This is a genomic window from Pseudomonadota bacterium, assembly GCA_026390555.1.
GTDB lineage: Bacteria > Bdellovibrionota_C > UBA2361 > UBA2361 > OMII01 > OMII01.
The window spans coordinates 13,914-32,086 of record JAPLFS010000041.1 but is presented as its reverse complement, the minus strand read 5'-3'; the positions used below and the strand labels follow the sequence as shown (position 1 = coordinate 32,086).

Here is an 18,173-nt window from a genome sequence, read left to right as displayed (position 1 = left end):
GCGCAACTGGTTGACAATATCGCTATTTCCTTTTGGGAGGAGGCGAATAACACTAATAACCTATTCAGTAATTCAACCGACTTTTGATAGACTTCGAGCTTTTCATGACAAAACATATCTTCTATTAATCGGTTCTTTTCGTGATAAGTTTCCGCTACCGGAGCGGGAGCAGGTAACGGGAAGCGGTTCACGTTCCCGCGCAGGGGTTTTTCATCTAATGTACCCACACTTATCGGTGAGGAATCATAATTTCTCCACCCGTAGGTATCCTGAGGTATTGCGCTGTCCCTCCTATAGTGTTTCATTTCGCATAAGATGAACCAACCCAATTGGATCCCGCGCCCTATTACGATCGCTCTGGCCCAATTTGCGATGAGCAGTGAGCCAGATGAGAACCTTGCGCGTGCGGTCGCAATGATTCGTGAAGCCGCTGCGCGTAAGGCGCAGATCGTAGCTCTGCCAGAACTTTTTCGCTCCCCGTATTTCTGCCAAGAGGAACGTTGCGAACCTAGCTCTGCAGATATCTATGCAGAGGAGCTGCCTGGTGAGGTCGGCAAGGTCTTGAGCGAAGAGGCCAAGGCGCTCAATATCGCCATCATAGCTGGCTCAATCTATGAACGTGCATCCTCTGGCAAGCTCTATAATACCTCCCTTGTAATCAACTCCGTCGGAGAGTTCCTGGGCACCTATCGAAAGGTTCATATTCCGCACGATCCAGCTTTTTTTGAGAAGAGCTACTTTGAAGCTGGCGACCAGGGCTTTAAGATCTTTGACCTCGGCTTTGCAAAGGTAGGCGTACTTATCTGCTACGATCAGTGGTTTCCAGAAGCCGCTCGCGCACTGGCGCTGGCGGGCGCAGAGATCATCTTTTATCCAACAGCTATTGGGCGAGTTTCCAAAGTTCCATCAATTGAAGGTGACTGGCAACAGGCCTGGCAGAGCGTTCAGGTCGGGCACGCTGTAGCAAATAACGTAGTTGTATGCGCCATTAATCGGGTCGGCTGTGAGGGTAATTCAACCTTCTGGGGTGGCTCGTTTATTAGCAACGGCTTTGGCCAGATACTGGCCCGTGGTACGGAAACAGCTGGACTGGTCGTAGCCGATGTAGACCTTGGACATTCCCAGTTTACACGTGAAAGCTGGCGCTTCTTCGATAGTCGTCGTCCTGAGCTGTACCGCACTCTTATTACAAAGGAAGGGTAACTTCACTATGGAGCATTGGAACGTGCAGAAAAGTGCGGAACTGTACCGCATCGATGGTTGGGGAGCCGGATACTTTAAGGTTAACGAGAGCGGTAACGTTTCTGTTACCCCTGACAAAGACAGCCCTGCGCTTGATCTCTGTCATATAGTAGATGAGCTCGTTCGGCGCGGTATCAAGCCTCCGCACCTGATCCGTTTTGATGGCATCCTGCGACAACGCGCTCAAGGGATCTATGAGTCCTTTGACAAGGCCATCGCAGAGTTCGAGTACAAGGGTAAGTATATCCTGACTTATCCCGTTAAGGTTAACCAGCAACGTCAGGTTGTCGAAAGTGTGCGTAAGGCTGCAAACGGTCGCGGCATAGGACTTGAGGTAGGCAGCAAGCCTGAGCTACTGGCTGTACTCTCTATGCACAACGCTCCGAAGGGGCTACTGCTCTGTAACGGGTATAAGGATTATCAATTTATTGAACTGGCGCTAATGTCGAGCAAGCTTGGCCTACGCCCGATCGTTACGGTTGAGCAGTTTTACGAGCTGGATACGATTATCCGTGCCAGCGAAGCAACAGGCGTTATCCCTGAGATCGGGCTACGCATGAATCCGACCTCACGCGGGGCCGGTCGCTGGGCGGCCTCGGCGGGAGAGAACGCTAAGTTCGGGCTCGCTCTTTACGAGATCATAGAAGCGGTCAAGCAACTCAAGGCGCGTGGCATGGAGGGCTGCGTTAAGCTCCTTCATTTTCATATGGGTAGCCAAATAACGTCGATTAATGCCATTAAAAAGGTGTTAAAGGAGGCTGTGCGCGTCTATACAGAGCTCTATAAGCTCTGCCCCGAAATAGAGTTCTTGGATGTTGGTGGTGGATTGGGTGTCGACTACGACGGTAGCTGCACTAACTTTGATTCCTCCATGAACTATACAACGGAGCAGTACGCCCGTGATATCGTATGGGAGATCTCCTCAGTATGCGATGAGCTTAAGATCCCTCATCCAACTATCATCAGCGAATCAGGCCGCGCTCTAGTGGCCCACCATGCGGTCCTCGTTACTGAGGTGCTCGACGTTGCAGAGGTGCCGGAGCCCCCTGTCGCTATTGAGCAGGCCCCATCAAAAAACGATAAGATCCAAGATCTAGTTACCCTTTATAAAGACCTTAACCTGAAGAACTGCCATGAGGTATTTAGCGATGCATTGGCGCTTAGAGAGGAGTTCCTGCAGATGTTTGTGCAGGGAAATCTGTCACTTGAGGAGCGCGCCTTTGCAGAGAGAACGTTACGTTTTCTCTTTACCCGCATCAGTGCGCTTAAAAACAGCATGAAGCACGTCCCTGAGGACTTTGATGTACTTGAGGGCATGCTTAAGGACACCTATTTCTGTAACTTCTCTGTATTTCAATCGATGCTCGACCACTGGGCAATTGAGCAACTCTTTCCAATCATGCCTATTCACCGCCTAGAGACGCAACCAACTAGGCGGGCAGTGATTGCAGACCTGACCTGTGATAGCGATGGGAAGATCGATAAGTTCATAGATCTTAAAGGGATCCAGCGCTATATCGATCTCCATCCATACAAGGGCGATCAACCCTACTACATAGGGATGTTCCTGGTCGGCGCCTATCAGGAGTGCCTCGGAAACCTTCATAACCTTTTCGGAGATACGAACGCGGTCCATGTCGAGGTTGATGAGAACGGTCGCCCACGCATCACGAGCATCGTAGAGGGAGACACGATTAAGGAGGTGCTAGGTTACGTACAGTATACTCAGGAAGATCTGCTCTATGGGATCCACGGCTTAATAGATCGTGCGGTACGTCAGGGCGATATGAGCGCAGAGGAGTCTGCAAAGTTCATGCAACGCTATAAAGAGAGCTTGAGCGGATACACCTATCTATTGTGGGAGTCGCCGAACAGTTCAGTTATGCCGTTTCGGGAAACGTTTAAATTGAGCCAGGGAGTATCATAATTATGAGCATCAAACAGTTTATGCAGCAGCACTTTAGGCACTTTAACGCAGCGGTATGTGTTGACGCGGCTGAGGCCTATGTTACGCACCTTAAACAGGGCAATAAGATGATGATAACGCTCGCCGGTGCCATGAGCACCGCTGAGCTAGGAATTAGCCTGGCCGAGATGATTCGTAGAGATAAGGTTCAGGCGATCTGCTGCACCGGCGCTAATCTAGAAGAGGATATCTTCAACGCAGTAGCCCACAACCACTATGAGCGCATCCCGCACTACAGACAGCTCTCATCTGAGGATGAGGTTAAGCTCCACGATCGGGGCATGAACCGCGTGACCGATACATGCATCCCAGAGGATGCTGCGTTTCGTGCGATTGAGAAAGAGATCCTACAGATCTGGGAAAAAGCTGACCGTGAGGGCAAGAGCTATTTCCCATTTGAGTTCATGTATCAGTTGCTCGATGAGCCCTCGGTTAGGGCTTCTTTTCAGATCGACGAGAAACATTCCTGGGTACTGGCGGCAAAGGAGAAGAATATTCCGATCTTCTCGCCAGGTTGGGAGGACTCGACCCTTGCGAATATCTTCGTCTCGCACGTTGTATCTGGAGATATAAAGCGCTACTCGGTCGTAAAGAGCGGTGTGGAGCAGATGGGATTTCTGATCGAGTGGTACCTAGAGAACAGCGCACAAGCATCAATTGGATTTTTCCAGGTCGGGGGTGGTATAGCGGGAGATTTTCCGATCTGTGTGGTGCCCCTAATTCATCAGGACCTGCAACGAGAGTGCCCAAAGTGGGGCTATTTCTGCCAGATTAGCGATAGCACTACATCCTTTGGCTCATATAGTGGCGCTGTTCCTAATGAGAAGATCACATGGGGCAAGCTCGGCATAGAGACGCCCCGTTTTGTGATTGAATCGGACGCCTCAATAGTTGCACCGCTTGTATTCGCTTATATCTTAGAGTCGTAGCGCAGGGTCCTTTAAAGCCATACTCTGTGCAATGAATGCTTAGTAGCGTTCACTATGCTCTTAACTGTGCAATCGTACGCCCCCTACCCTTCTATTATTACAACTGGTTAAGTCTCCATATGGGGCCTATGCCGCCACTGGCATGAAACTTGGACACTATGTTTGTATGGATCTCGAACAGGCGCTAAATAATTTTGCCAGCTCTGTCGCATATAATATTCCGGCACTTACCGCTGGTCTAAGTTCTATCGACTTTACCACGCTTATCTTGGCTATCCTTAACTTTTTACCGTGGCTAATTCTAAGTGCCTCGCTGCTACTAATCTTTGATGTGTGTTTAAGGTATGCTCTTTGCATGACAGAGAGCGTGCTTGTATCGGTACTATATCTCTGCGCAATTCCGTGGTTTCTTATCTCACCGTGGATAGTACGTGGGCCTTTAAAATCTACAACGGTAGATGATAGCGCTTCGTCGCAGCAGCAGGGGTCTAGCTCTTCTCAGCAAAAATACGAGCACTTTACCTCGTTACCGAGCGAGAGTCCTGCCGAGCAGATCGACTGCGCACTTATCGATTTGGGGGTGCCGCTCTCTGCAACGGATGCTGAGATCCGGCGTGCCTATAGAAACCTTATGAAGCAGTATCATCCTGACTTCTTCGCAACTGCGCCTAAAAATACCCAGGAACGGGCCCGTCGCATGACCCTAAAGGTACGCAAGGCTTACGATACTGCTATAGGAAAGAAGGTCGTGCCATTTGATAGTTAAGCTAGCGCGGCCCACTACTCCGCCAGGCTACAAACCTCTTTGCCCCGTGCCAGAAAATTGGTTCCTTAATCGCGTAGGCGCAGTCCGCCGTAAATTGTGCCCAGAAGATGGCCCAGAACTGCGCAAGACCCGCTACTGATAACGCTCCCTGTGTGGCGCCCATTAGTGGAATCACCACGATTAGGTCAGATGGAAGGTGCGCCAGGAAATCAACCCATACAACTTGCAGCTTTTTGCTGAACTCACTCCGCACTAACACCCCATCTTTAATATAGTCGCCTCGCTCCTTGAACAACATGCCGGCGTAATAGGCGACTAAATATGTTGAGTATCCAATTATCGGAGTAATTGTCGAAATAAGAGCTACACCACTAGCCTGCCCCTCTACCAGCCCCCAGGAGAGAACTAAGGGTGCGAGGATCTCCATAAGAAAACAGGTCGCTATATTACTTGGGAGCGCCGCTAAACAGGAGATCGGTATCGCCGCCCACTCCTGCCGCAGCGCCTGGCGAGTGAATCTGAGGCACCACATTAGGGGACGTATCGCTGCCATCTATAGTGCGCCAACGCCCCTGTGCCCAGGTGCTACCAGATCCGAGTTGGCCGAGGTAGTCACAAGCTGCAGACTGGAGCGATCTAGGTTTTGAACCACGCGGCCGGCCTCTGTCCCCTGAACCTTACGTTGTAAGTATGGTTGAAAAAACGGCAGCAGGCTCGCCTGCACTGCTGGAATCTTCCAATCCTGCGCCGTTACGGTGCCACGACAACAGCTCGAGCCACAGGAGCACTCCATAGCAAAAGCGTCGTGATCTGCCGATACGCAGCTGGCGTAATCGATGGTCACCTGCTCACCTAGAGCGATATCGCGCAGCGCCACAATATGGATCGCCCCACTAAACCCAGCATTGGGCTGACAGGAGTGGTTAAGCCGCTCTCCTACACCGATATCAGATTCATTAACGGGGCCCAGAAAGAGCTCCTCTTCGACCTGGTATGGGTAGTTCTGCATCTCTATCGAAAGGGCCTCGAACTGCTCAAGGGTAAGAACCCGCCCACCGTAGACGATTAAGGTGGTTCCAGCCCTGACCGGCTCGCGCGCAAATGCGCCGTAACCACACCCGGGGACCTCCTGCTCAACAAGCGCTCCGTGAACCCAGTTTGAGCCACGCCGCTCGGCCGAGTTGCTAATTTGCACCTGAGGCACTACCACTAACTGCGCCGTTCCTTTGCCCGCTGCCATTCTATAAGTACCCCCCCGGAGTTACAGAGCCAGTCCGTACCATAAACCATGGCGCCCTAATAGCATCCAGATTGAATGGTATTTTCTTGCTTATGGCTCCTATATTCAAAGATATGCAAACATCGTTTAGTTAGTACGTCCACCTACAGTGAACTTACCCCTCTCTGTATACACAAGACGCGCAAATTAAAACGCCGTTACCAAAAACCCCGTTAAGTATCAAAGGGGCTCCGACGATCTATCTACTTAGGCTCCATATGGGACTTAGATTAAAGATCGCCAGCACCATCACCCTTATCTTCGTCGCTGTTATCGCGGCAACGTATCTTCTCTTCTCACAGTTCCTGCTTAATGAGTTCCGCCAACTTGAACGCGCCCGCACTGGCGAGAACCTAGCACGGGTCTTTCAATCCATCACAGCGGTCAAGGAGGAGCTACGCATTCGTAGCCTCGATTGGGGGCACTGGGACGAGAGCTATAACTTTCTGCTCGGAAATAATCCAGGATACGTAGAATCAAACCTGAACTACGAAGCCCTTCTTCCCTTTGAGCTACAACACTTCATCTACACAGATAACACAGGTCATATTTTTCATGCTGGCGAACTCTCTAAAACAGCAGGTTCTGTTATCGCTCTTAAAGCTCAATCGGCGCAGGCTATCCTGCAACACGAAAAGATAGCTGCCTTTATTAAGAGCCCCCTCAACTCTGCTCTGACGGGAATGCTCGTAGTCGATTCGCAGCCTCTCTTTATCTCTATCTCCACAATCACCGATAGCAAGCAGCATGAAAAATCCGTTGGGTTTCTTATCTTTACCAGATCTTTCTCTGCAAAACTTCAAGCCACCTTGGCGCAACAAACTCTACTGAATCTGACCTTTGAGCAGCAAAACTCTGGCCACCCTATGTTTAGTGCTGAACAGAACGCATCATCACAGGCAATACTTGAAAATAGAGACTCCATCACCGGACTCGGAGTGTTTCGAGATCTAAGCGATCGTCCTATTATAGTAGCTAATTTCTCTCAGCCCAGAGATATTCTGCACCAAGGTGAGGAGACCAGAGATTTACTGGTAGTGGTTATAGCGAGCTTTCTGATCCTCGCCAACGGAATCGTGATCCTCTTTATTAATAGAACTGTACTCAATCCTCTGGCACGCTTTGCTCGAAGAATTACGACTATATCTAAGACAAATGATCTAACCCTTAAGGTACCTATCGACAGAGGTGCTGAGATCGGCGAACTCTCTAAGGTCTTTAATGCCCTGATCGATTCACTGCGCATTTCATATCAACGTATTCACTACGCTAAGAATGAGGCGCTCGAGGCTAACGAAGCAAAATCTCGCTTTATCGCCATGATTTCACACGAATTACGAACTCCGATCCACAGCATTACCGGCATGCTTCGTATCCTTAAACAACACGAACAATCAGAGAACAAACGCAGCTATATCACGATGGCAGATGAGGCTGCCTACGGACTCCTCGCTACGATTAACGAGGTCCTAGACTTTTCAAAGGTTGAGTCCGGTAATCTTTCCCTAGAAACGATAGAATTTAACCTCAGAGAGGTTGTAAAAGAGGCGCTAAGAAACGTCGCTCCACGCACAGCCATCACCTCAGGACCGGTAGATCTGGTAGTTGATGTATCTCCAGATGTACCGCAGCACCTGCTTGGAGATCCACTAAGGCTACGTCAAATCCTGACTAATCTACTGGGCAATGCCTGTAAATTTACACACGAGGGGCACGTTGCGCTGTGTGTGCACTCTAATGATAGTCCTAAGGACAATACCTCACTCCTTACCATTACTGTCAACGATACCGGCATCGGGATACCAGAGGATAAGTTGCCGTATATCTTCGAGCCTTTTCATCAAGCGGAGTCCTCAACCACTCGCTTATATCAGGGGACAGGCTTGGGGCTTACAATCGTACAACAGATTGTGGCTCAAATGGGGGGCAACATCGATGTAACAAGCACTCCACACTATGGCACAACCTTTATAATTAGGATCCCGTTTCTTACGGTAGCTACAGAGAAAAGCTCAATCCGCGACGCTACTCTAATACCAAAAACATTGGCCCTTATTGCAAGGGATTCATCAGCGCTACCATTTATACTCACCGGCTTACAACGAAGAGGAGATAGTGTTGAACTTTTTGATTCCGCTAAACCCCAAGAGATCTCCGATCTATACAAGAGAATAGATCAATTTGATCACCTGATTCTATGGGATACGGGCCAACTCTCTGTAGAGTCACTAACGGAGCTGACTCAAGCTGCGCTAGCAACTCAGTGTCCCGTCTTAGTGCTAGTTAACCCAGCGGATCTAGCCCGTTGTGATGCGCCCTCCATCTACGGCACATCCTCGCACCTACTGACCCCGGCTAGCCCAGATGAGGTGTTGGTATTAGTACACGGCCTTGCTTCACACGATCTCGGGCATGTTGATGACACTACTCCGTACACGCAAGATACCCCTCTACGCATTATTATAGCTGATGATTCGCCAACGAACTGTATTATTTTAAAATCGTTACTCGAAGAGTCTGGTCACTCAGTCGAGGTTGTAACAAACGGCCTAGATCTTCTTAATCGTATTAGCCCGATAGTCTCTGGGGATCCAAAAACTCGCGAAATTGATCTCGTCCTAACCGATATTCAGATGCCCATTATGGATGGCAATACGGTCGCTCAAAAGCTGCGTCTTCTGGAGGGGGGCGCAAAAAACATGTCACGCCTCCCTATGGTTGCTGTAACGGCGCACGCCCTGCCAGAGGAACTACTTAATATGCGGCGGTCGGGTATCGATCAGATCATTACAAAGCCTATTGATCCGCAAGAGTTGCGCCGTATCGTACGCGCCTGTAGCGGTGCAAGTTTTGCCACAACCCCCGTAGCAAACAATGAAAAAAGAGAAACCTCAGTCGAAAAGGCGCTGCTTAAGATAGTAAATCGACTATCCGCTGAGTACGGCGAACAAACTAACTATCTAGAATCGAGCTCACTTATCGATATAAAGGGGGTATTTGAGCGATCGGGCCGATCTCTACGTCGAACACGCATGATACTTATGGCATTTCTATCGGCCTACGGCGCACAGAGAGATCTTATTATCCAGCATGCCACTAAGTACGAAGCGCATAAACTGAAAAGGGCGTTACATACAATTAAGGGGCTCTTACTCGATGTTGGCGCGGATAGCGCAGCAGCTCTTACAACACAGCTAGAGGAGATGTGTGCCAATTCCACCGGTTTAGATATTCAAAACGAGCAGCTTACTCAGCTTATAAACTCACTCTCCTGCGTTGCCTCTCTAATAGAGCTGGTAGTTGCTGAGATACCATTAAAAGAAGATGGTTTGGTAGGAGCGGTTTCACCGCTATAAATGCCAATAAATACGTAATCGCATTATCGCTCTATCCTAGGCGCAGCGCCGTCGAAAAACATCTGAAACCTTTCGACGTAGAAGTTGGAAGCTAACCGGCTTCATCAGGTAGTCGTCCGCGCCGAGATCGAGCGCTGTCTCTATCACCGGCACATCGCCCACCGCACTTACAACCATAAAGGGGATATCAACCAGGTATGGGTGATTACGTAGTTGGCTGAGGAGATCTAGGCCGGACATCTCATCCATCATATGGTCGCACAGAATAAGGTGTGTCGGGGTGCTCTTGAGCTTTTCGAGCGCATCCCTACCGTTGCTGGCCTCTATAACTGACAGAAACCCCATCTCTTCTAACATATCCCTGAGCAGCATGCGGGTCTCTGGGACGTCGTCGATAACCATAACGCACGGCGAATCTAATTGTAGTTCAAGCATCCTGCAATCCTCCTCAAAGGCGCTATTATTAGCCCCTTAGGTACAGTCGGATCTTTTGTCTTAGAGCTTAAGCCGATTATATCCCACTTTTTACCCATTTTAGGGGCGCTAACCTTGACCCACCTTTTTTTATCGAGGTAACCTATCCCATTATGAATGGCCCTTTTAGAAAAATGCTCAACGCCAAGCTCCACGGAGCTATCGTCACCGATGCAAACGTTAATTATGAGGGCAGCATCACCATACCGAGCGATCTGCTGGAGATCTCGGGGTTGCTACCGCATGAGGCGGTGGCCGTCTGGAACGTTACGCGCGGCTCCCGTTTTGAAACCTATATCCTTGCGGGGGAACACAAAACTCAAGAGATCTTAGTTAATGGGGCCGCGGCACACCTGGTTGAGGTAGGAGATACCCTCATTATAGCGGGCTTTATCTTTCTTTCTGCGACAGAGGCTGTAAAACATGAGCCTACCGCAGTATTTTTAAATCCAGATAATTCTGTTAAATCAATCCGAGCGGAATATCCACTAGCTATAGTAAAATAGCGCCAACTGATCACCGGAAGGGCATTGGTACGGGGTACTTTCTAGGCAACTAGCGCAGAGGAGGAGTCACAAGAGGAAAGCTCCTCGATAGACTGCGTGGTAGAGGCATCAATAAACTTTTGGATACCTGACGGTGCTCTCAGGTCTGGGAGAGCCTCTGCCGTCAGGATCTCTTTGATTGAGTTCTCATCCTAAGAGAAGGCGATAATCCTCATCTATGCCTTACACTTAGATTTAACTGTTTGTATTATTGCAACTGCCGACTAAACTCATCGGAGGTGTCAACAAATTCTAGAGCCGAAAAAGTAAAGCCTACCTCACCGTTAGGCCACAGGATTTCGAGTTGCGGTTCGATGGCCTTGTATTTGCCAGAGCTTTCAACTTTTTTGCGTTCTGAATTGCTGAGAATAAACACGTGGTTGTCTGGAATTATAAATCCTGGCTTCGGCTTTATTTTCTCGAACGGTAGGAAACGCAATTTCTGTTGATATTCTTGAGTAAGAAAATAAACCGGAAATGTGCTAACGCCATTAGCCCAGTCTGTGGAGGGCTGGATGGTAACATTCGGGTGGGTCTTCAAGTATGCCGGAATGGCTTGCCCGAACAGTTGTTGGGACCCCCACTGGAGCCCATATAAGCCATAGTTATTATACCAGGTTGGAGCATCTATGATTGCTTCCCGAGTCATAGCAAGGGTCTGGTAGCCAAGAGAAAGCGCAACTACAGTCATGGGTAGGGCGCCCGCCAAAAACTTCGCTCTACGCCAGCTGTGCATAGTACTAGCACCCCTTGCGACGAGATAAGCTAGTGGGGCGAGTATGTAAAAGCCTCGCATAATATGGCTGTCTACCCAAAGAAGAGGGGTCACACTAACCAACAGGCACGTTACAAAGAGTACAGAGCCAGGCTTTCGTGGCGATAGTAAGCAAGAGATGATTCCTAGAGCCACTAATGGTGCAGACCAATAGGGTATCATGCTACGACCTTTCCAGATATGGCGGAGCTGATTTTGGGGGCCTTCACTGAACCAGTAAAAAGGATCAAGGCCGGCTAGCCACTTATGGAATGAGACTAGAAGCGCTGCCGTCCAAGGAGTTCCACTTACCAACGGGGAATGCATTACGCTTAACTGTTGTCCGAGCGCATTGGGCATGGTCACGAGCCAATAGATGCACGGGAACAGTGAAAGTAAGCCGCATAGTAGGATAGGTACCAGTGAACGCCAGTTTTTTAAATGGTAGCGAAAATCAATGAGCGCCAGTAGTGGGAGGCTAAACACAATGAGTGTTGAGCCGCTCAGGTGCGAATAGAACGCACTGATGGCCGCTACAAGCGATATCCACGCATACCGCGGATTGCGCCACCGATAGAGGAGGTACGAACCGATGAAAACCGAACTGAAGGCCACAGCGAGGGTAGTTTCAAAGGCGAGCCGGGAATGAAGAAACCAGACCGGTGTTACGCAAAAAAAATACATAGGCAGCCACCACCATCTGTTGTGAGGTTCTACCCATTTTATTGACAAGCAGGTTGCGATCGCACCGAAGAGACAAAATACGACCGTTACAGAACGTAGTGCAGCAACTGTGACTGGCCACAGCCATACAACCGGTAAAGAGAGATATAAAGAGATCTGTGGCACCCAACGGCCTGGTGCCTTTTCATAGTACATTGGGAGTAATCGTCCCTGGCCGTCCCGAAATCCGTTATCAAGAAGGTACCTCGTCTTTGCTCCAACAAACGCTTCATCACAGAAGAAGTAGATCGGAAAATCAGCGAGATGATAGAAACGAGAGAATACGAATAGTCCGATTCCCAAGAAAAAGAGCAGTATCGGATAGCTCCCTGAAGTGGAGCGCAGTAGCCTGCGTATCAATTCAATCCCCCTATAAAGCCTGTCTATATTAAATTAGAGGTAGTAACTAGTTCCTTAACTCAATCGGTGTTGAGGAGAGCACCTTCTTACTTGAATTTGTTACCACTACTAAAAGATCTGTCCCGCTCTTTACCTGCGCTGATTTTTTGAGCGCAAAGCTGGCGCTGAGTTTGCTACCTGCTATCTTAGCAGGAGCTAGCGCTACTTTATTAATCGTAGACTGGTAAACGTTCGAAGACGCTCTATATACCGTAACCTTACACGGCTTTGTTTTGCAGGTTTTTAATGCGCCAGTTGTAGAACCTTGCAGCGTAAATGTGTACTTGCCCTTAGTTAGTTGGACGGAGGGCACCTTAGGTACTCCCTTCTTACTATTTACCCGATATTGCGGCGCTGAGAAGGTAATTCCTGAAACCGTTACCAAAAGGCCATCCTCACCGTTGGTTGCTTCATCCCAGACCTCAAAGGATGAGGTGCTTGAAGATGCTGCATCCACACGTTGAACCGAGATTATATCGCTAGGAGAGATAGATCCCGCAGTATTATCGTTAAATGATGGGATACCTAGAACCTGGACTACAGCAGCGGCAGGAATAAAAGCTCGCAGGGTGGCAGAGCGTATCGTACCGGTATAGTCCTCGTGACTGGAAGCAACGCCGTAGGTAAGACGGGGCACGCCGGTTGCTGCATCAGAAGAGGCTTCAACTGATCCGATGATCGCGCCCTCAGTTCCAAAAAGAGCCCCGGTCATCCCTTGCCCAAGCGTATCATCGAGGCTTAGGACCATCGTTGCTCCTAGCCAGTCTGAATTAGAGCGGGTGAGTTCACAGGCCAGGACCGGAATAGCGGTGCAAGCTGAAGCGCTATTCGGGAGGGTGGGATAGTGCAGCACCGGCTGCATAGCTGGATTAAACTTAAGGCGTAATGTAGCTGTCGCTTCGCCAAGCGCAGCTAGCCCCCAAAAGCTCGGAATACCGTTAAGCCAGGTCCAGCGTAGAGAGGTACCCAGGGTGTTAAGAGCGAGCGTAAGATCAATCGTGGTGTTTGCATCAATAGTAACGGGCTGGCTGCCATCAAAACTCAAAAGTGGAATCTGCGTACCTGTAGTCCCGGTATAATTAACATCGTTGGGGGTGCTCAGGTTCGTCCCTACCTAGTCTGCACTCTTTCTGTATACAAGGGTCACCTGGATCCTGTTTGGGGTGCTATAACACAAGTTATTACCTAGATTCTCCGTTGAATCGCACAGATTTGTGGGAGAGATGATTATACCAACTGAACCTGGCGTATTCGAGTGTGTGCTAGCCGTTGTTCCATTCTCAAGGAGGATGGTCTCAACACCGCCGTTTATTACTGCAAGGCGCTGCACGTAGGGGCGATTAGTTGTCCCTCCTGCGAGATCGTCCCAGTTACCATCCTGTGCCCCTCCAACACCTGGGAGCTCAAGCTGAGCTTGATCGGGCGAGGTATCGCAGTTTGCGTACTGTGTAGCTGTGCAGTCTCCAAACTGACCTGGGCCAGCGGTAATTTGAGCAAAGCTGGTATCTACGCTGCTGGCAAAAAGGGCCGCGAATATAACTACGGAAAAATGCACTGCAACTTTCATAGAAACTCTAAAAATAATAAAGTCGTTGGTATTAAAGTACTCCTACTATTTAACACTGCGTGAGTTTATTCCGCTATTGAAATTCTTTTTAAGGCGAATCCACCCCTATGAATCTAACTTTTTTCAAAAAAGTGAGACCTTAGATTATTTATATAAGCTATTCTGCCAAGCAAATGTTCATTAATTTTAGCTACTTACCGAGTTGTATCAGTTTTAAACACAAACTGGGACGATCTTTTTACACGTTTTTCGTTTGCTTGTGACAACTCCCCTCCCCCGCTATGAGAAAACGCTCTTCGTTGATTGGGATAAACCTAATCACACTTTAGAGAAAAGTTAGGGAGAAGGTCATGAACGATACGAAGATTTCAGATGTAGCTTTGGTTGGTGAATTTAAGGCTGGGAATATAGAAGCTTTTGAAGAGATCATATCTCGATATGAGACGAAGGCTATGAACCTTGCTCTGCGCTTTACGCGTAATCAGGAGGATGCTGAAGAGGTACTTCAGGATGTATTCACCACAGTATATCGCAAGATTGAGAGCTTTCGCGGACAATCGGCCTTCTCAAGTTGGCTCTATCGTATCGTTGTAAATGCAGCCTTTATGAAGCTCCGTAAGAGAAAGCAAAACCAGACGGTCTCAATGGATGACCTGGCCCCTGCTGTTAAGTTGTACTGTATGGAGCGTGATGTTGTTACTGCGGCTCACTCGTACAACGTAGCCGTAACTCGCGAGCTACAAGAGGTGCTACAGCGCGCTATCGACAAACTTCCCGACCAATATAGGGCGGTATTTGTCCTGCGCGACGTTGATGGTCTATCAAACCATGAGACCGGGAAGATCTTAAGCCTCTCAATCCCAGCCGTAAAGTCGCGGCTCCACCGCTCTCGCATTATGCTGCGCAAGAAGTTGCAGAGATACTACGAAGATTTCACAGGCAATAAGGCTGTTATTGAGGATACAGGTAGCGATCTCTTCGATCAGGCTGCTGCATAAGTTAGCACAAAAAGCGGCTGCATCTACTCCCGATGCAGCCGCTATCTCTACCTCTCGATAAAATCGAGATCATTGGAGAAGGTTTCCTTAATAAAGATCAAACTCACTGCTGCAAGCGCAGAGGTAATTATCCCCACATACATAGCTGCGCTAACGATATCCAGAGACGATCTCAACGTTAAAAATAGCCAACTCATCGGAACAACCGACGCTCGAATAAAGTTAGGCACTGATGTCGCAACGGTTGCCCGCAGGTTTGTTCCAAACTGCTCCGCCGCCGCTGTAACGATCAAGATCCAATAGCCTACTGAAAATCCCATAAACAGATAGTTCAGATAAACCATATCTACCGTCACTCCCTTGTGGGTCAAGAACCAACACGGCGTAACGAGTCCAAGTATAAGAAAGATAGCCATCGGTCGCTTCCTACTCTGTAGGTACTGACTTAAAAGTCCAGCCCCTATATCTCCCAGCGCAACCCCTAGGTAACACCAGATTAGACACCAACCCGGCTTTGGCGCCCCCTCAACACCGAGTGCGTGCGAGATCTCCACTGCATTTACCATCAAGATTCCAATTACGTACCAGGTGGGCAGACCAAGGATAATACATAGTAGGTAGCGCGATACCCGCTTAGGTGATGAGAGCAGCATCCCAAGGCTTCCACGCAGCACATTCCGCTCGCGGATTGCATCAAAGAGCCCAGACTCTGCAACGGAGAACCGTACCACAAGTAAAAGAAGCCCAAGCACCCCACCCACTATATAGGAGAGACGCCACGGTAAGAGCTCACCGGTTAATCCAGCAACTATCGCCCCGGTTACGCCAACTGCAGCGATAATAGTAGTGCCGTATCCACGAAGCCGTTGCGGCAGTAACTCAGCGACCAGCGTTACCCCGGCTCCAAGCTCTCCGGCGAGACCAAAGCCAGCCAGAGCCCGCAGCACATAGTAACTGGGGAGTGACTCGATAAAGCCGTTCAGTATGTTTGCTAAGGAGTAGATGGCGATAGAGCCAAAAAGTACCCTAGTGCGTCCGATCTTGTCTCCAAGCAACCCCCATATGACGCCTCCCACCAACATGCCTATCATCTGTGTATTAAGCAGCGCTGCACCGGTATCAATAAATTGCTCCTTTGGCACCCCAAGCTCCTTTAGAGAGGGGTTTTTAAGCACAATAAAGAGCACTAGATCATAGACATCTACGAAGTACCCCAGGGTAGCAACTAATAGGGCGGTGGAGAGTAGGCGCTGATGTTGAGTCATGCGGGATATTTAGCACTCTCTGTAGCGGCTTGCTATCTGCTCTTACGATAGCACGAACTTAAACGCCCGTCCGATATATATCGGAGTTCCAGGCTCGAGTGTCACCGGTTTCGTAGCGCGGTAGTAGTATCCACTTGCATCCGGCACAAAGAGGGTAGCAGCCTTATCTGCGAAGGGGGCAACATCAAAGCTACCATCTCTATTTTTTCGTATAGTAAGCTCTACCTCTTTTAGTTGCCTCAGGGCATGCCGACATTTACCGGCAAATATCTGATCATCAGCTTCATGTTTATATTGAGAAATTGAGAAGTTGTGTTTCTGATTATTCTTATCTGTGAGGTTATCTGTATCCCGCCCAACATAAAGAAGCGCACCTAGCGGCATATCTGCAAGGGCCTTCGTAAAGATCTCCTGCTGTTGCGCACTCTGAAATCCATTAGCTAGCTCAAGAGCATCTCCCCTCTCAGAGTAGCGGTTTTTTACAAAATCATACGAAAGCTTCACCCCCTGTTCATGAAAAAAGAGCGCCACATCTGCCTCATGATCTGGTGTACTAAGTAGGGCGGCCTTGCGCGATACGCAGCCACCTAAGAGATCCTGCAAGGCATGTGTGTACTCCTCTGCATATACGAGCGCTACCTCCTTGTGCCAATGATTAAGCAGCTCATGCTCCTCCTGATTTTGCGGAGCAAGTCCTGGATGAAGCACTCCAAAACTGGGGTAAACTTGCTTTTGATCGATCTTAAACCATGAATCCCTAGAGATCTTTTTTAGGTTCTTTATAATAGCTTCATGTGTAATCTCAGTCAGGCCAAAGCAGTGATTCTCTGCGAAGGTATATCCCAGCATCACTAGCGTATGGGGGTCGCGGAGGTGCTCTATCGCCTCACTGTATTTCCCCTCTCTTATCAGGCTTAGTGCTTGAGAGATCTGATTCTGCAGTACATTTGCCTTAAGTACGATCTCCACTCCATGCGAAGCAAGTCTCTCGAAGTCACGAAGGTTAAGGGAATGCTCTGTACTCTCATGTTTACCCATAAAGGTGCCTAAAACTTTTTTGGCATCTAATACGAGACCCTCCGACAACATCTGCGATATAGAAAGCGAGGCATCCTCGATAGAACCAGGGATGTGCGGTATCTTAACCGTTCCTATACTATCCCCAAGAAAAACAGCCGCTCCTGAAGCCGCCTCAACCTGCCCGTGGATCTTCTCCCTACGTCCGACTAGATGCTCGATTTGAACGACCCCCTTACTTGGCATCCCGGGGATGACTTCAATCTGGAGCGAGAGTGCACCATCGTTAAGTTTATCGCTCTTGAGAACCTTAATCGTGCAGTGAACCCTACTTACTTTACGATCGCACTCTGGGACAGCTCTACGCCCCAACTCCACCGTTTCTCCAACCTTTGCTCCGGCTAGCAATGCACTCAACTTCTCCTCGGGAGTTTTTGGATCTAACACCTCACGCTTAGGTATAGTTACTTCACACTCAGATCCGAGTAGCAAGATCGCCCCAGAGTTCAAAGTGGTTGAGTACTTGAGTGGCTCAGCTTTATCACCACTATATCTGCTCTCTCCCTCAGTCCTCGAAGGTGCGCAAAAGGTTTGGTTCCTTGGGGGAAGACCGGAGTGAACTATAAAGACCCCGCGATCATCGAACGGCCTTTTAAACGATACTAATGGTTCTGCCGTCCCGTTAAGAAATTGTCGCTTATCGTTATGTACGGCTCCGGTTACATCAACGAATAACGTGCCGCCCCTCTCCAACGACCTCAGAGCAGACTCAATCTTCTCAGTCGTGGGCAGGGTGGGCATGCGAGACCCAGGCTCCTGTTCTTTTGTGCTGACTATTTGGTCAGGCGGTTTGAACATAAAATTACCTAAAAACGTATCTAGGTAGTTATGCC

The 18,173-nt window shown here is 49.1% G+C and carries 16 protein-coding genes; 7 read left to right on the top strand and 9 right to left on the bottom strand.

Annotation, left to right across the window (positions count from 1 at the left end; genetic code table 11):
• Nucleotides 1-227, bottom strand: a 227-nt coding sequence (locus tag NTV65_06225; GenBank protein ID MCX6114794.1) for a hypothetical protein, incomplete at its 3' end; no start/stop codon positions are given.
• Nucleotides 228-315: 88 nt separating this feature from the next.
• Between NTV65_06225 and NTV65_06220 the strand changes: the two genes are divergently transcribed.
• The 4 genes from NTV65_06220 (at nucleotide 316) to NTV65_06205 (ending at nucleotide 4,903) form a co-directional block, all read left to right on the top strand.
• Nucleotides 316-1,203 (top strand): acyltransferase, encoded by an 888-nt coding sequence (locus NTV65_06220; protein ID MCX6114793.1) that lies wholly within the window; start codon nucleotides 316-318, stop codon nucleotides 1,201-1,203.
• 7 nt (nucleotides 1,204-1,210) lie between these two features.
• Nucleotides 1,211-3,169, top strand: a complete 1,959-nt coding sequence (speA, locus tag NTV65_06215; protein MCX6114792.1) for a biosynthetic arginine decarboxylase — start codon at nucleotides 1,211-1,213, stop codon at nucleotides 3,167-3,169.
• Nucleotides 3,170-3,171: 2 nt separating this feature from the next.
• The gene (locus NTV65_06210; GenBank protein ID MCX6114791.1) at nucleotides 3,172-4,137 is read left to right on the top strand and encodes a deoxyhypusine synthase family protein; all 966 of its coding nucleotides are present in this window, start codon (nucleotides 3,172-3,174) and stop codon (nucleotides 4,135-4,137) included.
• A 166-nt stretch (nucleotides 4,138-4,303) separates the two neighbouring features.
• On the top strand, nucleotides 4,304-4,903 hold the full coding sequence (locus NTV65_06205; GenBank protein ID MCX6114790.1) for a J domain-containing protein: 600 nt from the start codon (nucleotides 4,304-4,306) through the stop codon (nucleotides 4,901-4,903).
• 1 nt (nucleotide 4,904) lies between these two features.
• Here NTV65_06205 and NTV65_06200 read toward each other — a convergent pair whose 3' ends face one another.
• Together NTV65_06200 and NTV65_06195 are read right to left on the bottom strand one after the other, a co-directional pair.
• A complete protein-coding gene (locus tag NTV65_06200; GenBank protein MCX6114789.1) occupies nucleotides 4,905-5,456 on the bottom strand; it encodes a hypothetical protein in 552 nt (183 codons plus the stop codon).
• Nucleotides 5,457-6,143: an SET domain-containing protein gene (locus tag NTV65_06195; GenBank protein MCX6114788.1), complete on the bottom strand. Its 687-nt coding sequence runs from the start codon at nucleotides 6,141-6,143 to the stop codon at nucleotides 5,457-5,459.
• Between the two features lie 257 nt (nucleotides 6,144-6,400).
• On the opposite strand from NTV65_06195, the gene NTV65_06190 reads away from it, so the two are divergent.
• Nucleotides 6,401-9,538, top strand: a complete 3,138-nt coding sequence (locus NTV65_06190) for an ATP-binding protein (protein MCX6114787.1) — start codon at nucleotides 6,401-6,403, stop codon at nucleotides 9,536-9,538.
• 36 nt (nucleotides 9,539-9,574) lie between these two features.
• Here NTV65_06190 and NTV65_06185 read toward each other — a convergent pair whose 3' ends face one another.
• Nucleotides 9,575-9,973: a response regulator gene (locus tag NTV65_06185; GenBank protein MCX6114786.1), complete on the bottom strand. Its 399-nt coding sequence runs from the start codon at nucleotides 9,971-9,973 to the stop codon at nucleotides 9,575-9,577.
• Nucleotides 9,974-10,125: 152 nt separating this feature from the next.
• On the opposite strand from NTV65_06185, the gene NTV65_06180 reads away from it, so the two are divergent.
• Nucleotides 10,126-10,518 carry an aspartate 1-decarboxylase gene (locus NTV65_06180; GenBank protein MCX6114785.1) on the top strand — a complete coding sequence of 131 codons (393 nt, stop codon included), beginning with the start codon at nucleotides 10,126-10,128 and terminating at the stop codon, nucleotides 10,516-10,518.
• A gap of 247 nt (nucleotides 10,519-10,765) precedes the next feature.
• Here the strand turns inward: NTV65_06180 and NTV65_06175 are convergent, their stop codons facing one another.
• The 3 genes from NTV65_06175 to NTV65_06165 form a co-directional block, all read right to left on the bottom strand.
• Nucleotides 10,766-11,293, bottom strand: coding sequence for a hypothetical protein (locus tag NTV65_06175; protein MCX6114784.1), 528 nt, complete (start codon nucleotides 11,291-11,293; stop codon nucleotides 10,766-10,768).
• Between the two features lie 1,147 nt (nucleotides 11,294-12,440).
• The gene (locus NTV65_06170; protein ID MCX6114783.1) at nucleotides 12,441-13,478 is read right to left on the bottom strand and encodes a hypothetical protein; all 1,038 of its coding nucleotides are present in this window, start codon (nucleotides 13,476-13,478) and stop codon (nucleotides 12,441-12,443) included.
• 69 nt (nucleotides 13,479-13,547) lie between these two features.
• A complete protein-coding gene (locus NTV65_06165; GenBank protein ID MCX6114782.1) occupies nucleotides 13,548-14,000 on the bottom strand; it encodes a hypothetical protein in 453 nt (150 codons plus the stop codon).
• A gap of 350 nt (nucleotides 14,001-14,350) precedes the next feature.
• Here NTV65_06165 and NTV65_06160 point away from each other — a divergent pair, with 350 nt between their 5' ends.
• Nucleotides 14,351-14,998, top strand: a complete 648-nt coding sequence (locus tag NTV65_06160; protein MCX6114781.1) for a sigma-70 family RNA polymerase sigma factor — start codon at nucleotides 14,351-14,353, stop codon at nucleotides 14,996-14,998.
• A 47-nt stretch (nucleotides 14,999-15,045) separates the two neighbouring features.
• On the opposite strand, the gene NTV65_06155 is transcribed toward NTV65_06160, so the two are convergent.
• Both NTV65_06155 and NTV65_06150 read right to left on the bottom strand, forming a co-directional pair.
• Complete coding sequence (locus tag NTV65_06155) at nucleotides 15,046-16,263, bottom strand: MFS transporter (protein MCX6114780.1); 1,218 nt, start codon at nucleotides 16,261-16,263, stop codon at nucleotides 15,046-15,048.
• A 42-nt stretch (nucleotides 16,264-16,305) separates the two neighbouring features.
• Nucleotides 16,306-18,138, bottom strand: a complete 1,833-nt coding sequence (locus NTV65_06150) for a hypothetical protein (protein ID MCX6114779.1) — start codon at nucleotides 18,136-18,138, stop codon at nucleotides 16,306-16,308.
• Nucleotides 18,139-18,173: the final 35 nt, after the last annotated feature.

Bases quoted from the DNA above. Each gene is read 5' to 3' on its own strand.
- NTV65_06160 (MCX6114781.1), top strand. From the start codon at position 14,351: ATGAACGATACGAAGATTTCAGATGTAGCTTTGGTTGGTGAATTTAAG.
- NTV65_06175 (MCX6114784.1), bottom strand. From the start codon at position 11,293: ATGCACAGCTGGCGTAGAGCGAAGTTTTTGGCGGGCGCCCTACCCATG.
- NTV65_06210 (MCX6114791.1), top strand. From the start codon at position 3,172: ATGAGCATCAAACAGTTTATGCAGCAGCACTTTAGGCACTTTAACGCA.
- NTV65_06220 (MCX6114793.1), top strand. From the start codon at position 316: ATGAACCAACCCAATTGGATCCCGCGCCCTATTACGATCGCTCTGGCC.
- NTV65_06195 (MCX6114788.1), bottom strand. From the start codon at position 6,143: ATGGCAGCGGGCAAAGGAACGGCGCAGTTAGTGGTAGTGCCTCAGGTG.
- NTV65_06155 (MCX6114780.1), bottom strand. From the start codon at position 16,263: ATGACTCAACATCAGCGCCTACTCTCCACCGCCCTATTAGTTGCTACC.
- NTV65_06180 (MCX6114785.1), top strand. From the start codon at position 10,126: ATGAATGGCCCTTTTAGAAAAATGCTCAACGCCAAGCTCCACGGAGCT.
- speA (MCX6114792.1), top strand. From the start codon at position 1,211: ATGGAGCATTGGAACGTGCAGAAAAGTGCGGAACTGTACCGCATCGAT.
- NTV65_06200 (MCX6114789.1), bottom strand. From the start codon at position 5,456: ATGGCAGCGATACGTCCCCTAATGTGGTGCCTCAGATTCACTCGCCAG.
- NTV65_06190 (MCX6114787.1), top strand. From the start codon at position 6,401: ATGGGACTTAGATTAAAGATCGCCAGCACCATCACCCTTATCTTCGTC.
- NTV65_06150 (MCX6114779.1), bottom strand. From the start codon at position 18,138: ATGTTCAAACCGCCTGACCAAATAGTCAGCACAAAAGAACAGGAGCCT.
- NTV65_06185 (MCX6114786.1), bottom strand. From the start codon at position 9,973: ATGCTTGAACTACAATTAGATTCGCCGTGCGTTATGGTTATCGACGAC.
- NTV65_06205 (MCX6114790.1), top strand. From the start codon at position 4,304: ATGGATCTCGAACAGGCGCTAAATAATTTTGCCAGCTCTGTCGCATAT.
- NTV65_06165 (MCX6114782.1), bottom strand. From the start codon at position 14,000: ATGAAAGTTGCAGTGCATTTTTCCGTAGTTATATTCGCGGCCCTTTTT.